19 protein-coding genes are annotated in these 17,899 nt (G+C 35.7%); 9 read left to right on the top strand and 10 right to left on the bottom strand.

Features of this window, described 5'->3' with window-relative positions:
• Positions 1 to 60: 60 nt before the first annotated feature.
• Both WKT09_RS12570 and WKT09_RS12565 read right to left on the bottom strand, forming a co-directional pair.
• Positions 61 to 300, bottom strand: a complete 240-nt coding sequence (locus WKT09_RS12570) for an indolepyruvate ferredoxin oxidoreductase subunit alpha (RefSeq protein ID WP_340416358.1) — start codon at positions 298 to 300, stop codon at positions 61 to 63.
• A 117-nt stretch (positions 301 to 417) separates the two neighbouring features.
• On the bottom strand, positions 418 to 2,037 hold the full coding sequence (locus WKT09_RS12565) for a methyl-accepting chemotaxis protein (protein ID WP_340416357.1): 1,620 nt from the start codon (positions 2,035 to 2,037) through the stop codon (positions 418 to 420).
• Between the two features lie 172 nt (positions 2,038 to 2,209).
• On the opposite strand from WKT09_RS12565, the gene WKT09_RS12560 reads away from it, so the two are divergent.
• Positions 2,210 to 2,776, top strand: a complete 567-nt coding sequence (locus tag WKT09_RS12560; protein ID WP_340416356.1) for a manganese efflux pump — start codon at positions 2,210 to 2,212, stop codon at positions 2,774 to 2,776.
• A gap of 77 nt (positions 2,777 to 2,853) precedes the next feature.
• Here the strand turns inward: WKT09_RS12560 and WKT09_RS12555 are convergent, their stop codons facing one another.
• Positions 2,854 to 3,645: an SDR family oxidoreductase gene (locus WKT09_RS12555; protein ID WP_340416355.1), complete on the bottom strand. Its 792-nt coding sequence runs from the start codon at positions 3,643 to 3,645 to the stop codon at positions 2,854 to 2,856.
• Positions 3,646 to 3,754: 109 nt separating this feature from the next.
• On the opposite strand from WKT09_RS12555, the gene WKT09_RS12550 reads away from it, so the two are divergent.
• Positions 3,755 to 4,639, top strand: coding sequence for a CPBP family intramembrane glutamic endopeptidase (locus WKT09_RS12550; protein ID WP_340416354.1), 885 nt, complete (start codon positions 3,755 to 3,757; stop codon positions 4,637 to 4,639).
• A gap of 78 nt (positions 4,640 to 4,717) precedes the next feature.
• Positions 4,718 to 5,569 carry a CvfB family protein gene (locus tag WKT09_RS12545; RefSeq protein ID WP_340416353.1) on the top strand — a complete coding sequence of 284 codons (852 nt, stop codon included), beginning with the start codon at positions 4,718 to 4,720 and terminating at the stop codon, positions 5,567 to 5,569.
• Between the two features lie 42 nt (positions 5,570 to 5,611).
• On the opposite strand, the gene WKT09_RS12540 is transcribed toward WKT09_RS12545, so the two are convergent.
• Positions 5,612 to 5,899 carry a hypothetical protein gene (locus tag WKT09_RS12540; RefSeq protein ID WP_340416352.1) on the bottom strand — a complete coding sequence of 96 codons (288 nt, stop codon included), beginning with the start codon at positions 5,897 to 5,899 and terminating at the stop codon, positions 5,612 to 5,614.
• A gap of 105 nt (positions 5,900 to 6,004) precedes the next feature.
• The gene (locus tag WKT09_RS12535; protein ID WP_340416351.1) at positions 6,005 to 6,889 is read right to left on the bottom strand and encodes a fumarylacetoacetate hydrolase family protein; all 885 of its coding nucleotides are present in this window, start codon (positions 6,887 to 6,889) and stop codon (positions 6,005 to 6,007) included.
• Between the two features lie 221 nt (positions 6,890 to 7,110).
• On the opposite strand from WKT09_RS12535, the gene WKT09_RS12530 reads away from it, so the two are divergent.
• A complete protein-coding gene (locus tag WKT09_RS12530) occupies positions 7,111 to 8,025 on the top strand; it encodes a cation diffusion facilitator family transporter (RefSeq protein WP_340416350.1) in 915 nt (304 codons plus the stop codon).
• On the opposite strand, the gene WKT09_RS12525 is transcribed toward WKT09_RS12530, so the two are convergent.
• Positions 7,951 to 8,397 carry a hypothetical protein gene (locus WKT09_RS12525; RefSeq protein WP_340416349.1) on the bottom strand — a complete coding sequence of 149 codons (447 nt, stop codon included), beginning with the start codon at positions 8,395 to 8,397 and terminating at the stop codon, positions 7,951 to 7,953. The genes WKT09_RS12530 and WKT09_RS12525 overlap by 75 nt on opposite strands.
• 336 nt (positions 8,398 to 8,733) lie before the next feature.
• Here WKT09_RS12525 and WKT09_RS12520 point away from each other — a divergent pair, with 336 nt between their 5' ends.
• Genes WKT09_RS12520 through WKT09_RS12510 form a run of 3 tightly spaced genes read left to right on the top strand, consistent with a single transcriptional unit; the run spans position 8,734 to position 11,300 of the window.
• Positions 8,734 to 9,477, top strand: a complete 744-nt coding sequence (locus tag WKT09_RS12520; protein ID WP_340416348.1) for a metal ABC transporter ATP-binding protein — start codon at positions 8,734 to 8,736, stop codon at positions 9,475 to 9,477.
• 20 nt (positions 9,478 to 9,497) lie between these two features.
• Positions 9,498 to 10,328 carry a metal ABC transporter permease gene (locus WKT09_RS12515; protein WP_340416359.1) on the top strand — a complete coding sequence of 277 codons (831 nt, stop codon included), beginning with the start codon at positions 9,498 to 9,500 and terminating at the stop codon, positions 10,326 to 10,328.
• Between the two features lie 18 nt (positions 10,329 to 10,346).
• Positions 10,347 to 11,300 carry a metal ABC transporter solute-binding protein, Zn/Mn family gene (locus WKT09_RS12510; RefSeq protein ID WP_340416347.1) on the top strand — a complete coding sequence of 318 codons (954 nt, stop codon included), beginning with the start codon at positions 10,347 to 10,349 and terminating at the stop codon, positions 11,298 to 11,300.
• 103 nt (positions 11,301 to 11,403) lie between these two features.
• Here the strand turns inward: WKT09_RS12510 and WKT09_RS12505 are convergent, their stop codons facing one another.
• From WKT09_RS12505 to WKT09_RS12490, 4 genes are all read right to left on the bottom strand, one after another.
• Positions 11,404 to 12,567 (bottom strand): acyl-CoA dehydrogenase family protein, encoded by a 1,164-nt coding sequence (locus tag WKT09_RS12505; RefSeq protein ID WP_340416346.1) that lies wholly within the window; start codon positions 12,565 to 12,567, stop codon positions 11,404 to 11,406.
• 41 nt (positions 12,568 to 12,608) lie between these two features.
• The gene (locus WKT09_RS12500; protein ID WP_340416345.1) at positions 12,609 to 13,892 is read right to left on the bottom strand and encodes a TRAP transporter large permease; all 1,284 of its coding nucleotides are present in this window, start codon (positions 13,890 to 13,892) and stop codon (positions 12,609 to 12,611) included.
• A complete protein-coding gene (locus WKT09_RS12495; protein WP_340416344.1) occupies positions 13,889 to 14,383 on the bottom strand; it encodes a TRAP transporter small permease in 495 nt (164 codons plus the stop codon). The genes WKT09_RS12500 and WKT09_RS12495 overlap by 4 nt, the downstream gene beginning before the upstream one ends.
• Before the next feature lie 140 nt (positions 14,384 to 14,523).
• A complete protein-coding gene (locus WKT09_RS12490; RefSeq protein WP_340416343.1) occupies positions 14,524 to 15,558 on the bottom strand; it encodes a TRAP transporter substrate-binding protein in 1,035 nt (344 codons plus the stop codon).
• Between the two features lie 216 nt (positions 15,559 to 15,774).
• Between WKT09_RS12490 and WKT09_RS12485 the strand changes: the two genes are divergently transcribed.
• The gene (locus tag WKT09_RS12485) at positions 15,775 to 16,845 is read left to right on the top strand and encodes a branched-chain amino acid aminotransferase (protein WP_340416342.1); all 1,071 of its coding nucleotides are present in this window, start codon (positions 15,775 to 15,777) and stop codon (positions 16,843 to 16,845) included.
• Between the two features lie 105 nt (positions 16,846 to 16,950).
• Positions 16,951 to 17,880: a malate dehydrogenase gene (mdh, locus tag WKT09_RS12480; protein WP_340416341.1), complete on the top strand. Its 930-nt coding sequence runs from the start codon at positions 16,951 to 16,953 to the stop codon at positions 17,878 to 17,880.
• Positions 17,881 to 17,899: the final 19 nt, after the last annotated feature.

Genomic DNA, 17,899 nt, shown 5'->3' with positions numbered 1-17,899 from the left:
TAAAATCCCATTATAAAGATAGCTAGCAACATCTTTATAATGGGATTTCTTATTATACATTTATTTGTTAGCGAAAAACTCTTCCGCTTTCGTTAAATAAATTTCATCTTCTGGTCGTAAATCATATTCCTCTACAATTGCATCAACTGGACAAACAGCGACACATGCACCACAGTCAATGCAAATATCTGGATCTATATAAAATTGATCTGGTCCTTCTTCGATACAATCGACTGGACAGACACTAACACACTCAGCTGCTTTTTCTGCACCACACGGTTCTAAAATAACGAATGCCATTCATGTACCCTCCTTCAATTCAATTCGCTTCCTTTCTCCATCATACACGAAAAAAGCCTCTTTCGTAAACTATTTACGTTGAAATTCAGAAAATTTTCATACAATAACGCACATTTTTTAATGTATTGTAAATTTGTGGACAGTACTGTCTAAAGATGTCGCTTGCTCGGTTAACTCCCGGGCATCTTCTGCCAATCGATGGACTCCCTCTACTTGCTTCTCTAAATTCGCTACTGTTTTAATTACTTGTTCTGTAAAACTTTCCGCAATCGTATTAATATCTTCAATAATTTCTTCTAAATGTGCGCCATCTTTCGTTAACTCTTCCGCATAAGCACTATTTTTCATGACCGCTTCATTCGATTGATTAGAAGCTTTATTTAACTGTTCAATCGATCTACCAGCAATTTGTACGATTTCTATTCCTTCTTGGAAAGTATCTTTATTCGTCGTCACTTGATGCACAGCATCTTTCATTTCTTCCCGTGTTTTCTCTAATTGTACAAAAATATCTTGGGCAAATGCATTCGTATCTTCTGCTAACTTCCGTACTTCCGTTGCCACAACAGAAAACCCACTACCAGCCTCTCCTGCTCGTGCCGCTTCAATCGACGCATTTAAAGCTAGTAAATTCGTCTGTTCCGCAATTTTTGTAATTAATGACACTTTTTGAATGACTTGATCGACATCTTCCGCAACAGCACTAATCGTCTCTGCTGATTGTAAAATCGATCGTTCTAATTGTAACAACTTTTTTTCGGACTGTTGAATCGCCCCATGCCCTTCTTCTGCTGCTTTATTTGCTTCTTTCGAAATAGACAGTGTATCTTCGATTTGTTCATCCATATTTTTCACACCACGAATCATCGTTTGTACCATCGCACTTGCAGACTGTAACGAAGCAAGTTGATTTTCCGCCCCACTTTGAAACGATTGCATCGTCTCTGCAATTTGCTTAAATGTTTCGGATAAATTAGTCGCCTCGTCCCGTTGATCTCTACTAACCTTTGTAATCATTTCAGATGATTGCGCTAAATCTTCCACCATTCGTTTCATTCCAATAACCATCTTATTAATCTCAAAACCGATTTGATAGAATTCATTCCGTGATTGATTTTGAATTTCCTTCGTCAAATTCCCAGCGGAAATTTCTCTCGTCATCGTTTGCCATTTTTGATGTGCGCGCATCACATATGTATACATACTATAAGTAACGATAAACCCACCAATTAAAACGCTTATACTAATAACGATACTTGCCCTTGTATCTACTTGTAAAAACCATGCTAAACCATAAATAAGGATTGCTGGTACGATTGCACACAATGCGAGCATAGGAAGCAATACTTGTTGGTGTACAATTCGTCCTATGCGCAAATTATATTGTTTTCCATTAATGGTCACAAGTGGGCATGATCCATCAATTAATACTTCCCCTGTTAATCGTTCATACACTTGCAAAAGTCCTTTGGATGTATTCGCAGCTTGTAAGCCGACATCATCTGAAAAAATCGTCCCTTCTAATAAACGATTCGTATGAATATAACTTTTTCCTGTTGTATCAACGATCACAAAATATTCATCTCGTCCTAATGCCCGATCTAATTCTTCATGTAATGCTTGGTAATTTTTCTCAAAATCTGCATCTTGTTGTATGAGGTGTTCAATTTGCTTTGCAGTTTTTTCTACTTTCATTAATGCCTGTCTAGCTTTAGACGTTTTAATTAATTTCTCCAATGTAGATCCCCCCATATATCGAATATTACAACTATTATCATACTACATTTGTACTAGAAAGTCATTAGGAGCCATTTATATTGATAGGGTAAAATACCTATTTGCATCGGAACATTTTTCGGCTTTCTACATAAGGTATAAGGACAGTCGTTTTAAAAAGGACTTGATAGGAATGAAACATATCCAACTATTATTCATTGTGCTTGCAGTTAGTTTCGATAGTTTTATGATTGGTATAAGTTTTGGGATGAAAAAAATTAACGTGCCACTTCGTGCATACATCGTTATTTTTCTTTTATCATGTACGGTCGTTTTTACGGCAATGAAAATAGGCGACTTATTCGGTTTATTTCTACCTGAAAAATGGACCGATGTCATCGGCAGTTTTATTTTGATTAGTTTAGGATTATTGCTATTACGTTCTAATCACCGTTCTACGTCTGAAATGAGCTTTGACAAAGATCAATCTAAACATATTTCTTTAAAGGAAGCTTTCTTTCTCGGATTGTTTTTAACGATGGATGCGTTCGGGGCTGGATTTGGGGCAGCGTTTTTAGCTTTTCCACCAATTTTTCTAGCTTCAATGATCGCTTTAGCAACTGTTTTATTGCTTTTTGGCGGCATCACTTTGGGGAAATTTTCCACAAAAAATCAAACAATCGCATCTTTGTCTTACATGCCACCATTTTTATTAATGGCAATCGGACTTTATCATTTACTAGCGACATTATTGAAATAAACATGAAAAGTCGTTAAAAAGGTGACACTGTACAAGAAATACGTACTGTGTCACCTTTTACACAAACAAAATGTAATTTATAAAGCTTTTATAGAGGCACCATCGACAATTAATTGTTGTCCGGTAATATATGTATTGGCAAAGGATGCTAAGAAAACAACTGCGGTCGCGAATTCTTCTGGCGTACCGAAACGACCGAGCGGAATTTCTTTTAATGCTTCCGCTTCTACTTCCGCAAAAGATTTCCCTGTTGTCTTAACTGTATTTTCTAACAATTGTGTCATACGATCTGTACCAATTTTTCCTGGACCGACCGTGTTCACTAAAATATTTTCATCAGCAAACTCTTGTGCTAAGCTTTTCGTTAAGCCATATACACCTGGACGTAATGTATTAGAAACGATTAAATTATCAATCGATTGTTTAATGGATGAAGAAGTAATATTTACGATACGACCAGCTTGTTGTTTCTGCATATAAGGTAAAACATGTCTCGTTGCACGAACGACGCTAAGTAAATTTTGTTCGACAGATTTCATCCAAATATCGTCTGTCATATCTAAAAATTTGCCTGCCGGTGGTCCCCCGGCATTATTAATCAGAACATCAATTGTTCCAGCTTGATGGACAACCGTCTCAATTAATTGTTCAATTTGTGCTGCATCACTCATATCACAAGGAACTATATAAATAGCATGATGATTTGTTTCTTCGATTATTGCTTTTTTTGCCTTTTCAAGTTTTTCTTCATTTCGACTACTAATAAAAACGGTTGATCCTTCTTTTGCGAAAAGGGTTGCTACGGCCTTTCCTAATCCTTGACTTGCCCCAGTTACAAGGACAACTTTATGTTGCAACAACAGGTCCACGTCTAATTCCTCCTTCTATTCTTTCGTCTCATTGTACCATATTCCTATATGTCATACGGTTCCATGCTATAATAAGATTGTATAATGTATATAGATGAGGGTAGATAATATGTTTAAAAATGAGTGGAATGAAGTAAGATCAGGATGGCTTATTTTAGGTGCCTTTGTCATCGTTCTCGTCGGGCAAATTATGTTTACATTGCCAGGCATGACTTTTTTAAATTTAATAGAAATGGCTGGGCGTCATAATGATACTCCTAATGTATTTTTACAAAGCCCGTTTACTATTTTATTCACTCAAGGAGCAGGAACATTTGGTGGAATTGCTGCTACTTTTATTGCTTATCGAACGATTAATAAGAAAAATCCGAATAAGATGTATGTACAAGGCCGTGCATCCGATTTATGGACAGGACTTATTCTAGGAGCATTATCGATTACTATTTTATTCGTGTTTTTGTACAGTACGAATCAAATTGTCCTAATAAATCCGATTAGTGAACCGAATATTACAAGTGCTCTCTTCGTTTATTTTATTCTGTTCATTCTTGTTAGTTTATTTGAAGAAATTTTATTCCGTGGATATGTGATGAATACGATGCGTGCGAAGCATAATAAAAAGGCCGTCATTTACATCGTGTCCGCACTATTATTTACATTTGCACATGTATTCAATCCAAATATCGCTATTCTAGGTCTGATCAATATTTTCCTCATTGGATTGTTATTCGCTTATATGTTTGACCGCACGAGGAGTTTACTTATGCCAATTGGGTTTCATTTCACATGGAATTTTTTCCAAGGATCGATATTCGGGTTTCCCGTAAGTGGATTAGATCCCCACGGATTATATAAGATAGATGTAACAACGGATCTTCCGTTGTTAACTGGAGGGTCATTTGGTTTAGAAGCGAGCATATTGACAACGATTATAATTGGCATTAACTTTATCATCGTAAAAATGTACACGAAACAACATATGCGAACTCTTTAAAGGCATATTTGCGAAACATATACAATTATGAGAAGATAAACGAAGTATCTGTACGTGTAAAAGAAAGAAGGGTATATAATGGATAAATTAAACGTAGGAACAATCTATGCAATGCATGTGCTCGGTCAATTAGAAAATGACGACAAATATGTCGTTCAAAAAGGACGCACAGAGGCATTATTACATACAGAAAAATCGTATGACCCAGGTGATGTAGTCGATGTGTTTGTATACAAAAATGAACAAAAACAATTCATGGCAGCAGATCAAATTCCACCAGTAATCGTCGGTACGTATGGGTGGGTGGATGTTGTCGATGTGATCCCACATTTAGGCGCATATATTTCGATCGGGATAGGAGAAGATATTCTAGTGTTTAAAGAAGACTTACCAGCATTTAAGTCTGTTTGGCCTGAACCTGAAGACAAACTTTTTGTCACATTAAAAGCAGATAGTAAAGACCGTCTTTTAGCTATTCCTGCGAAGGAATCTTACTTCCAAGATATGTTTGAATTTGCCAACGATGTTGATTTAAATGAACAAGTGACAGGAAGGGTCATTCGAGTAGATCGTGAAGGAGCAGTTATTTATACAGAAGATGGCTATCGTGGTTTCATCCACTATACAGAACGTGAACAAGAACCACGTCTCGGTCAAGTTGTGACAGGACGTATCATCGAAGTAAAGGAAGACGGTTCGTTAAACATCTCACTACTTCCGATGAAACATGAACGGTTAGATGATGATGCGGAGAAAATTTATGCTTACTTAACAGAAGTTGGCGGTGAAATGGACTTTTGGGACAAAAGTGATGCCGAAGCAATTAAACGTACTTTCCATATGAGTAAATCCGCTTTTAAACGGGCACTCGGTCGTTTAATGAAACAGGGAAAAATTACTCAGCAGGACGGAAAAACAAAATTAAATTAAAAAAGCTTGTAGACGAAATGTCGTCTCAAGCTTTTTTCTTTATTACGCAACTTGTCTATATGCGTCCACAACTGCTGCAACCATCGTACTAACAGCTGCTGCAAAAAGACATGCGATTCCTAATCCACCTAGACCAGCGTCACCGTAAACAGTTACTTTCGAGTCTAAGATTGTAGCAAATAATAATAAAATTAGTCCTGCTGCAAAGAAAAGAAATCCCGGGTAATACGCAACATAGCTCTTTTTCGGTGTAGCTTTTACTAAGATAAGGCTTACGATAAGTAAAGCAGCACTTAGAATTGCACCGATTGTCAATGTAGCTGTAATCATTTCTTCACCTCATATATCCGTCGATATTTTATATACAATAACAGTTTACATTTCGGCGTGTAAAAAGTCAATCAAACAACTGTTGTACATAAGTTGTTCTTCCCTTTATGGCGTAATAAATTTCGTCGTCAATGCACCTAACTTTTCCACTTCGACTGTTACTTCATCTCCTGCTTTCATGTATACTCTTTTTTCTTTTGGCCAACCTAAAATTACGCCTTCAGGTGTCCCTGTTAAAATAATATCCCCAGGTTGTAATGTCATATGCGCAGAAATGTATGAAATTAATTCTTCACAATTAAAAATCATATCAGAAGTATTGGAATCCTGATGTACTTTTCCATTTACTTTTGCAGTTAAATGTAAATTGTTTGGATTTTCTATTTCGTCTTTTGTCACTAAATACGGGCCAACTGGTGCAAATCCATCAAATGTTTTACCTGTCATCCATTGAACACCATGTTTTTGTACATCACGTGCAGATAAATCATTTGTCGTACAATAACCAAATACATAATCTAATGCCTTTTCTTTTGTTACATCTTTCGCGGTTTTGCCGATGACGATACCTAGTTCTACTTCATGATCTAATCTTTCTGTCTGTCTAGGAACGACCACTTCATTTAAATGACCGGATAGGGCATTTTCAAATTTATTAAATAAAATTGGTATTTTCGGATACGGTGATTTCGTTTCATCGGCATGTTTTTTATAATTTAGCCCGACACAAATAATCTTTTTCGGTTCTGTGACAGCAGGTGCCCATTGTATGCTCTCTTCTTCCATAAAAAAAGCAGCAACGCGTGGATCTTCAACAAATGTTTGTAACACTTTTTTTGTTTCTTCTCCTTCACCAATGACATCCATTATATTGGTTGGAATATGTTCTTCATTTAACGATTCGGCAGCACTTCTTACATCTAAAATACCTTTATCTGTTTTTATACCTAAATGTACGTTTCCATTTTTTCGAAAATTCAATAATTTCATTTTATATGTACTCCCCTTTTTCTGTTATATGTATAGTGTAACAGAATATTCCATTATTTTTCATATAAAAAAGATTACACACCCGTTCAAATAAAGGTTTTTACTATAGGAAACATTGTTTCTTTCATCTCGTCTTGTTCCTCTTTGCAACATCATTGCTATAGACTCACACGATGTTTTCCTGTTACGATAGAATCATTAGAAAGAAGGGATGAACATGTATGCAACGAAATAGAGTCAAGCCAATCGTTTTTGCCACTTGGATTGGTATCATTGTAAACTTATTATTATCTATATTAAAAGCCGTTGGAGGAGTCTTATCTGGAAGTCGTGCATTACTTGCTGATGCGCTTCACTCAGCTTCTGACGTATTAAGTTCCTTCGTTATTTTATTCGGAGTAAAAATTGCGAATAAACCGCCAGATGAGGAACACCCTTATGGTCATGGAAAAGCCGAAAATATCGCATCTATTATCGTGGCAATTTTATTAATTGTTGTTGGAATTGAAATTAGTATTTCTTCCATTAAAGTATTTTACGGCATCGTCCCACCAGCACCATCTGTATTGGCATTATTTATTCTTTTAATTTCTATTGGAGTGAAGGAAGGTTTATATCATTACAAATCTCGTCTAGGAAAGAAGCTCAATAGTTCTGCACTAATTGCAGATGCATGGCATCATCGATCAGATTCCTTATCATCTATTGCAGCATTAATCGGGGTTGGATTATCTATCCTTGGGGAAAAACTCCACTTATCTTATTTTATTTATGGAGATGCGGTTGCAGGAATTCTCGTTTCGATCATCGTTATGAAGGTCGGTTATGATTTAATTAAAGCGTCGGCAACAGTCATTTTAGAAAAAGTATTATCAAAAGATGAAATCCAACATTATAAAGAAACAGTTTTTAAAATTGATCGCGTGAAAAGAATTGATCAATTATTTGCACGTACGCACGGTAGTTATATCATTATTGATATTAAAATTAGTGTGGACCCACATATAACTGTAAAAGAAGGCCACGATATCGCACGTGAAGTGAAAAATATATTAATGGATTCACATGTAGAAATAGAAGATGTGCTCGTACATATTAACCCATATTTCGATAGTGAGGGCGAATTGAATCATTAAATGCCGTTGTATAAAAAATCCGGAAATGCATAGAACCTTTATGTATATCCGGATTTTTTCCTTACATTTTAAATGTGTCGTATGTTCTTGTAATGTATGTGACATTTCAACAACATCGGTAATGAATTTCGTCAATTCATGGGCCAATCTAGCCATATTCTCTCCTACTTGTTTTGCGACAGCTTCGTCCCCTGCTTTCATTTTGTCCATATCGCTTGGATTAATTGCTGTCGTAATGTTTGCACAACCGAATGCTTCGACACCAGCTGCCTTCTTCACTTCTTTATCATTTACTGAATACATTGATATGAATAATACGATAATACAAAAGAGCATAATAGAAGCAATGATCGTAGTATCTTTCTTCATCATGACGTCTTTTCTGTCCTATATCATATTTTCTTTATAAATGGTTCCATATAACTAGAAAAATAGTATTTCATAAATCATCCACATAAAAATAGGCGATAAAATAAAAACTTTTTACTACTCATTGTCATACAATATGGTATTAAAAATACGGAAAAGAAAACACGATTTCAAAAAATTTTTTTGATTTATAAAACAATTCAATCATTTTTAACATTTCGATTTACAAATTTTAAAATTTGTATTATGATGAAATCACCAAATGTTGCATACGGTAAAAACTTTAGTTCATAGCTAAGTTAATGTGGTATACACAACATATATTGAGAAGGTGAAACAATGGGAAAGAGTATAGATGTCCGAGATTTAACCGTCTCGTATGACGGAAATGAAGTATTACAAGATATTTCATTTTCAATAAAAAGTGGACAGTTGATTGGTATTATCGGTCCAAATGGGGCAGGAAAATCTACTTTGATGAAAGCGATGCTTGACCTCATTCACCGGGACCACGGCGATGTTCGAATTGATGGGAAAAAAATTACGAAAATGAGAAAACAAATTGCCTATGTTCCCCAAAGAAGTAATATTGACTGGGACTTTCCAATATTAGTACGTGATACTGTATTACTCGGCACGTACCCAAGGTTAGGTTTATTTAGACGACCAACAAAGGCAGATAAAAAATGGGCAGACGAATGCCTGGATCAAGTGAATATGTTGGATTATCGCGACCGACAAATTGGGGAATTGTCCGGTGGTCAACAACAACGTGTCTTCCTAGCACGTGCACTTGCTCAGCAAGCAAATTATTTCTTTTTAGATGAACCATTTGTTGGAATTGATGTGACAAGTGAAAATACTATTATCACTATTTTAAAGGCACTACGTGATGAAGGTAAAACCGTTTTTGTCGTTCATCACGATTTGACGAAGGTGGAACAATATTTTGACCAATTATTATTAATTAATAAAAAACTAATGAAATATGGCAATGTAAAAGAAGTAATGCAAAAGGAACTGATGTCTTCTGCATACAATATTGATTTTAATATCATTCAATCGATGGGAGGCGAGGCATAGTGGATTTCATCAATGATTTAATGAACTATGAATTTTTACAACGTGCTTTCGTCACTTCTGTTATCGTCGGAATTATTTGTGGTATTATCGGTTCATTTATCATCTTGCGAGGGATGGCTTTAATGGGAGATGCCATCTCACATGCCATTTTACCAGGTGTGGCGATTTCTTATATGTTAGGAATTAATTATTTTTATGGTGCAGTCTTTTTTGGAATTTTAACTGCTGTCGGAATTGGAGTTGTTAGCCAACATAGCCGAATTAAAAATGATGCATCTATCGGTATCGTATTTACAGCCTTTTTTGCACTTGGTATTATATTAATTGGAAAAGCGCAAACGGCAACAGACTTAACACAAATTTTGTTCGGAAATGTGTTAGCTGTTCGATCATCCGATATGATCATTACGATCATTATCGGCATCATCATTATTATGTGTGTCGTCATTTTTTATAAAGAATTACTCGTCAGTACATTTGATGAGACATTAGCGGCCTCTTATGGTCTACCAACAAAATGGATTCATTACGGCATTATGTTACTACTTACACTTGCAACGGTCGCATCTTTACAAACTGTTGGAGTAGTACTTGTCGTAGCGATGCTGATTACACCAGCATCCACTGCTTATTTATTAACAAACCGCTTTTCGGTCATGATTGTACTATCTTCATTTTTTGGTGCATTATCATCTGTCATCGGATTGTATATTAGTTTTCAATACAATTTATCTTCCGGTGCAGTCATCGTAATAGCAGCAACGATTATCTTTATAATCGTCTTTATTTTTTCACCCAAACAAGGGGTGTTATTCAAAGCTTTACGTACGAGAAAAATACGTGTACATTAATGGAAAGAAGGGAAAAAATTGAAACAGAAAATGAAAAGAATGACATTATTAACAGTAATGATGGTATTATCTTTCATTTTAGTTGCATGTGGTGGCAACAATAATGAGAAAGAAACAACTCCTACAAATGGAGAAATAAAAGTTGTCACTTCATTTACCATTTTAACGGACATGGTAGAAACAATTGGAGGAGAGAATGTTTCCGTTCACAACTTAGTACCAACTGGGACAGATCCACATGAATATGAACCTTTACCAGAGGATATTAAAGCTGCAACAGATGCAGATGTGCTATTCTATAACGGTCTAAACTTAGAAGGTGGAAAAAATGGTTGGTTTGGGAAAATGATGGATGCAACAGGACAAGATTGGGATAATGCATATGAACTAACAGAAGGGGTAGAACCTGAATATGTTGTTAGTGGAGATGGCAGAGAAGAAGAAATTAATCCACACGCATTTTTAGACCCACATGTCGGAATAAAAATGGCTGAAAATACAATCGATGCACTAATTGAAATTGATCCAGACAATGAGGACTACTACAAAGAAAATGGAGAAGCATATGTTGTAACACTCCAAGAAATTGCTGATGAATATGAAGAAAAGCTCGGAGAAATTCCAGAAGAAAACCGTGTACTTGTTACAAGTGAGCAAGCATATCAATATATGACAAAACGATACGGACTCGAAGAAGGATTTATTTGGGCAATTGATACAGAGGAAAATGGTTCACCAGAACAGATTAAATCATTGCTCGCGTTTATTAAAGAACATGAACCACCCGTTTTATTCGTTGAAACGAATGTAGATACACGTCCAATGGAAACTGTTTCAGCTGAATCAGGTGTTGACATTTTTGGTGAATTATATTCGGATGAAATTGGAGAAAAAGGTTCAGAAGTTGATACGTATGTGAAATTTTTACAATACAATATCGATACGTTATATGAAGGTTTAAAGGGAGAATAAACCATCATTATTGGCTCTAATGATGGTTTATGATAAGTAAATGTTGACGAAAAAAACTTGCGATTATTATTATCGCAAGTTTTTTTCTATCTTCTTCCTACTGTTATGGTCGTTCTTTAAATCGCGAAATAGATTGATCCGCTAACACTACAAGTGTCATATCATCCATCGGTGGATTATGTAATCCTGCGCGAACATCACGATAATACCTTTGTAATGGATTTTTTGCTGATAAACTTCTTGCCCCAACAATTCTCATTGCAAGGTCTACTACTTTATTTGCTTTATTAACGACAGATACCTTTACAGCACCAAGTTCTGCCTTCATCGTCTGACGTACATCATCATCACTTTCATCCCATTTTCTTGCAACACGGTATAAAATAGATTCCATTTCTAATAAAAGCAATTCAATTTCACCAATTTTATGTTTGACAGTCGGAATATCTGAAATCGTTCCTTCTATATTCGCTGGAGAATATGTCGTTGCAAATTGTAATGCTTCTCTCATTGCACCTTTTGCAATACCTAAATAACAAGCTGGAATATGAAGCAACCACCCTTGTGCTCCCTTATCCCCTGGCGTTAAATAATGTAATAAATCATCTTTAGCTACCTGTACATCTTTCAATACAATATCATGACTTCCTGTTGCCTGCATTCCGACCGAATCCCATGTTTCTACTACTTCTAACCCAGGTGTATGACGAGGCACTAAAAAGTTCCCCACATCATCTGTTCCTTCTATCGATGCTGTTACAGCAAAATAATCTAAAATCGGGGACAATGTCGTAAATGATTTTCGTCCATTTAACACCCATCCATCCTCTGTTGCAACTGCATTTGTTTGTGGACGATTTCCACGTGTTGGACTTCCTGTTGCAAGTTCTGTTGCAGCACTATTTAATAGGACATTTTTTTCGACGACTTCTTTTGCATAGGAAGCATATTTTTCCTCGTCCCATACATTCAATTCAGCAACATTTTTCGTAATTCCCATATGCCAACCAATCGATAGACCAGTCGAACCATCATAGGATGCAATAATTTCTTGAGCCTTTAACATCTCTACTAAACTAATTTCTAAGCCACCATATTTTTTAGGTACAGTTGCAGCCGGATAACGAATCGCTTTTAAATCTTCATAGTTTTCATATGGAAACGTTCCTTCTATATCATGTTTATATGCTCTTTCTTTAAATGCCTTTGCAGTCTCTTCTATTAATGCTAATCTTTCCTTTTCTGTTTGTGCTTCAAATATCGTCATTTGAATCCCTCCTGTAAATAAATAGTATCATATATTCGATTTTATGCATCTGGCATTAACCAATTTGGTAAGAATAAAAATAAATCTGGAACAAATACTCCAACTAAAATAATTCCTATCGTAATAAGTAAAATTGGCATAATACTTACGAATGCACGTACCGTTGAAATTTTTCCAATTTGTGTTGCAATTAATAAACAAATCCCATACGGTGGTGTCACCATCCCACAAGCTAAAACGAGACATGTAATAATCCCAAGATGGACTGGGTCTAAATTAGCCAAATCTCCTAATTTTGTAATAATCGGCAAGAATATAATAATGGCTTCTAATGGACTTAAAAACGTTCCAATAATAAGTAAAAATAAAACTAATAATAAAAAGATACCTGTTGAAGAGGTTGTTATTCCCATAATAAAATTGGCAACTAATTCTGGTGCTTGTAAATAGCCAATGAGCCAACCCATGATGCCCGCACAAGCTACCGCAAACATTGGTAATGAATATTGGACTACCGTCTCTTTCAATAGTTTTGGTAAGTCTCTTACTTTCAACGTTTTATACATGAACATTAGAAGTAATGCATAAAAAACGGCAATAGCAGCCGCTTCTGTCGCGGTAAAAATCCCTGTCGTAATCCCACCGATAATAATGACTGGTAAGAGCAATGTCGGAATCGCTTTTCTAAACGAAACCGTCACTTCCTTCACTGTCGGCTTCGGATATGCAGGATAATCATGTTTCTTCGCTAAAAAATATGTATATGTCATCTGTCCGAGTGCAATTAAAACACCAGGAACTATTCCAGCTAAAAATAATTTTCCAATAGAAACTTGTGCCATTGCTCCGTAAACGACCATCATAATACTCGGTGGAATAATCACACCAAGTGTCGAGGAACATGCTGTAATTGCGACACTAAAACCTGCATCATATTTTTCCTTTTTCATCGCTGGAATGAGAACAGGCCCAATCGCTGCTGTATCTGCTGCAGCTGAACCGGATAAACCAGCCATAATCATACTTACAAAAACATTAATATGCGCAAGCCCACCACGAATATGTCCGACAATTACACGAGAAAATTGTAACAATCGCTCTGTGATTCCCCCATCATTCATCAATCCACCTAAAAGTAAAAAGAATGGGACAGCAAGCAATGTAAAATTATCGATCCCTGTATAAAACTGGTTAATGACACTTGTAAATGGTAAGTCTAAATAAATGATAGTAATAATGGATGAAATTCCTAAAGCAAAGGCAATCGGTACACGAATGAACACAAGAATGAAAAATGTAATTAATAGTAAAACGAGTGGATTCATACTTGTTCCCCCTTATGCTTGCGTAATCTTTGTAATATTTTCCAATCATTGATAAATTGTTCGACTGTAAAAAGGAACATGAAACATCCACTCACCGGAATTGCGGCAAAAGTATAGGAAAGTGGAATCGTTAATACCGTTGAATATCGTGATAACCCCATCTTCGTAAAAGAATATCCATGCACGACCATGACATAGATTAGGGACAAAACGATAATATGTGCGAACAAATCAAAAACTAAGTTCATTTTTATTTTATTTGGCGCTAAATCAACCGTGTAATGTATTTTTCTTCTTACAGCAACTGCAGCCCCTAAAAATACTGTCCAAATAAAACAAAGAACCGCAACTTCATCTGCCCACATCATCGGCACGTGGAAGAAGTTACGAATAATTACTTTTAATAGTACAACGACAATAAATGTCCCTAATAATAAAAATCCTATCGTTAATAATAATTGTTCGATTCGATCATTTATTTTTTTTAGCATATCAAAACTCCCTTTAAAAGAAGATGAGATAGATAAAGATTCATATATTGTATTACAAGAAATGTGACACGAAGAGATATATTCCCATTATCGTGTCACTTTTATCGTTTCATATTGTAATATCACTAACCATGACACATTTATTCTTTCAATTCACGAACAATATCTACTAATTCTTCTGCATCTAGTTGAGCTGCTAAGTCATCATGTAACGGTTCTAAAATTTCAACGAATTTATCACGCTCAACTTCTGTAATTGTCACTTCACGTTCTTCTAACTCTTTGAACAATTCTTCATCGAATTCTATCCCTTTTTCAGTTCCTAACTTTGCTGCTTCTTTTGCCACTTCATCAATAACTTCTTGATATTCTTCTGGTAATTTATTAAATGTTAGTTCACTCATTGTAAAATGTGTTGCCATATATAAATGCTCTGTCAAACTAACATATGGTGCTACTTCATATAATTTACTTCCTGTATATCCACTTAATGTACTTTCAAATCCTTCTACAACACCCGTTTGAATGCCGGAATATACTTCATTCCAAGATAATGAAGAAGGTAGTGCACCTAAAGCAGACCAAATATCATTTTCAATCGGTGAGCCTGGTAGTCGCAATTTAATTCCTTTCAAATCATCTGGACTTTTTATTTCTTTTTTGTTATTCGATAAATAACGTGTTCCCCCACCAGATAGAGCGAGTAATTTCACGTCTAAATTTTTATCGACAAATTCTTGTTCAAAGTATTCGAACAATGGGCTATTTTCATCAATTGCACGTTCAAAATGATCCATATCTTCAAATAAATAAGCTAACCCAAAAATTTGCAATCGTGGTACGAATGAAGCTGCGTTTTGTGTTCCACCAATAACAAAATCGATGGTTCCTAGACGCATCTCATCAATCGTCGTTTCATCATCCCCTAGGGACCCACTATGGTGAATACTAATCGTCACATTTCCGTCTGTTCGTTTTTCTACTTCTTCTTTAAAATACTCCGCTGCGTCTAACCATGGATGTGGTGCTGAAACAACAGTCGCCAAACGGAGATCAAATTGTTCACCTTCTTTAGCTGCGCCACCCTGATCATTTTTAGTTGTATTTTCATTACTACATGCCACCATAACTCCTAAGATAATAACTAAAATAAAGGCTAAAACATGCTTTTTCACTAAACTTCCCCCTATTCGATATTATTCATATGAAATAACTATGAATTAATATATCATTATTACAACCAACTTACAAGGAATTATCAATAGATTTCATTATTTTAAGAAAAAATGGAATTATCTCTCTATTCTTTCTCTTTTTTGAACAAAAAGTTGTCTGAATGTTATATAATAGAGAGGAAAGATTTTTGTTATTTTTTTTAAGGGGATAGTATGATGAGTAAACAAGAAATTAACGTACAACTAAGAAAAACATTAAAAGAAAAGCCTACTGGAGAATTGCAATTCGGTCATAGCTTTACAGACCATATGTTCATTATGGACTATGAAGGTGAGAAAGGATGGCATGACCCAAGAATCGTCCCTTACCAACCGATTACATTAGATCCAGCTTCCATCGTCTTTCATTACGGTCAAACGGTGTTTGAAGGATTAAAAGCATATGTTGCAAAAGACGGTTCTGTCCAATTATTCCGTCCTGAGAAAAACTTTGCACGATTAAATCATTCCAATGACCGTATGGTTATTCCACATATCGATGAAGTATTTGCATTGGAAGCTTTGAAAAAATTAATAGAAATTGAAAAAGATTGGGTACCGACAGATGAAGGTACGTCTTTATATATTCGTCCATTTATCGTTGCTACAGAAGCTTACTTAGGCGTAAATCCTTCTAATGAATACAAATTTATGATTATTTTATCACCAGTTGGTGCGTATTATAAAGAAGGAATGAACCCTGTTAAAATCGCTGTTGAAAATAACTATGTTCGTGCAGTAAAAGGTGGTACTGGAGAAGCAAAAACAGCAGGAAACTATGCTTCTAGCTTAATGGCACAAGAAATCGTAAGTAAAGATGGGTTCGCACAAGTTTTATGGTTAGATGGTGTAGAGAAAAAATATATTGAAGAAGTAGGAAGTATGAATGTTTTCTTTAAAATAAATGGCGAAGTAATAACACCTGCATTAAATGGAAGTATTCTACCAGGAATTACTCGTGATTCTGTGCTTGAAATGTTACACCACTGGGAGGTACCAGTAACAGAACGCCGTATTTCTATGGCAGAAATTGCTGAAGCACACGAGAATGGTACTTTAGAAGAAGTTTTCGGAACAGGGACAGCTGCCGTTATTTCCCCTGTTGGACAATTAACATGGGAAGGAAAAGATTATATCGTCAACAATGGCGAAACCGGACCAATTGCAAAAAAATTATTTGATACATTAACAGGTATTCAATATGGTAGGATAGAAGATCCATTTAATTGGATTGTGAAAATCGACTAAAGTAATTTGTAACACATGCTTGAAATGGCGTATACATATTGTCCGTTATTTCATGCATGTTTTTTCATCATCATGGAATGTTAAAATTATAAGGAGGAGAAAATAATGTCACGTGAAAAAATTGCAGTCATTGGCTCAGGATTTACCGGTGCAACTACTGCACTATTTTTAGCTCAAAAAGAACTTGGGGATATCGTCTTGATTGATATTCCTAATATGGAAATGCCAACAAAAGGTAAAGCATTGGACATGTTAGAGGCAAGCCCAATCCAGTCATTCGATAGTAAAATTACCGGCTCCTCAAACTACGAAGAAATACAAGGCGCAAAATTAGTCATCGTAACTGCTGGAATTGCACGTAAACCTGGGATGAGTCGTGATGATTTAGTTACGACAAATGCTCAAATTATGAAATCCATCGCAAACGAAATAAAAACATACGCGTCAGATGCTTATGTTTTAGTATTAAGTAATCCTGTTGACGCAATGACTTACACATTGCTGAAAGAAACTGGCTTTCCTAAAGAACGAATTATCGGGCAGTCTGGAATCCTGGATACTGGAAGATTCCGTACATTCGTAGCGGAAGAGTTAAATCTATCTGTAAAAGATATTACAGGATTCGTGCTTGGTGGACATGGAGATGATATGGTACCACTTATTCGTTATTCTTACGCTGGAGGCATTCCTTTGGAAAATCTAATCTCTAAAGAAAAATTAGATGCAATCATTGAACGTACACGCAAAGGTGGTGCGGAAATCGTCGAGCTACTCGGTAATGGTAGTGCCTATTACGCACCAGCTGCGGCATTAACAGAAATGGCGGAAGTAATCTTAAAAGGGCAACGACGTATTTTACCTGCTATTGCTTATTTAGAAGGCGAATATGGTTTTCACGATCTATGTCTAGGTGTTCCGGTCATTTTAAGTGATAAAGGGATTGAAAAGGTAATCGAATTGGATTTACTAGAGAATGAAAAAGATGCATTACAAAAATCAGCCCAATCCGTTCAAAAAGTAATTGATATTTTATAAACAGAAGCCACGTCCATTT

This window comes from Pseudogracilibacillus sp. ICA-222130, from assembly GCF_037892545.1.
Classification (GTDB): domain Bacteria; phylum Bacillota; class Bacilli; order Bacillales; family Amphibacillaceae; genus Pseudogracilibacillus.
Note: the sequence above shows the minus strand (reverse complement) of the source record. Positions and strands in the feature narration are given on the sequence as shown.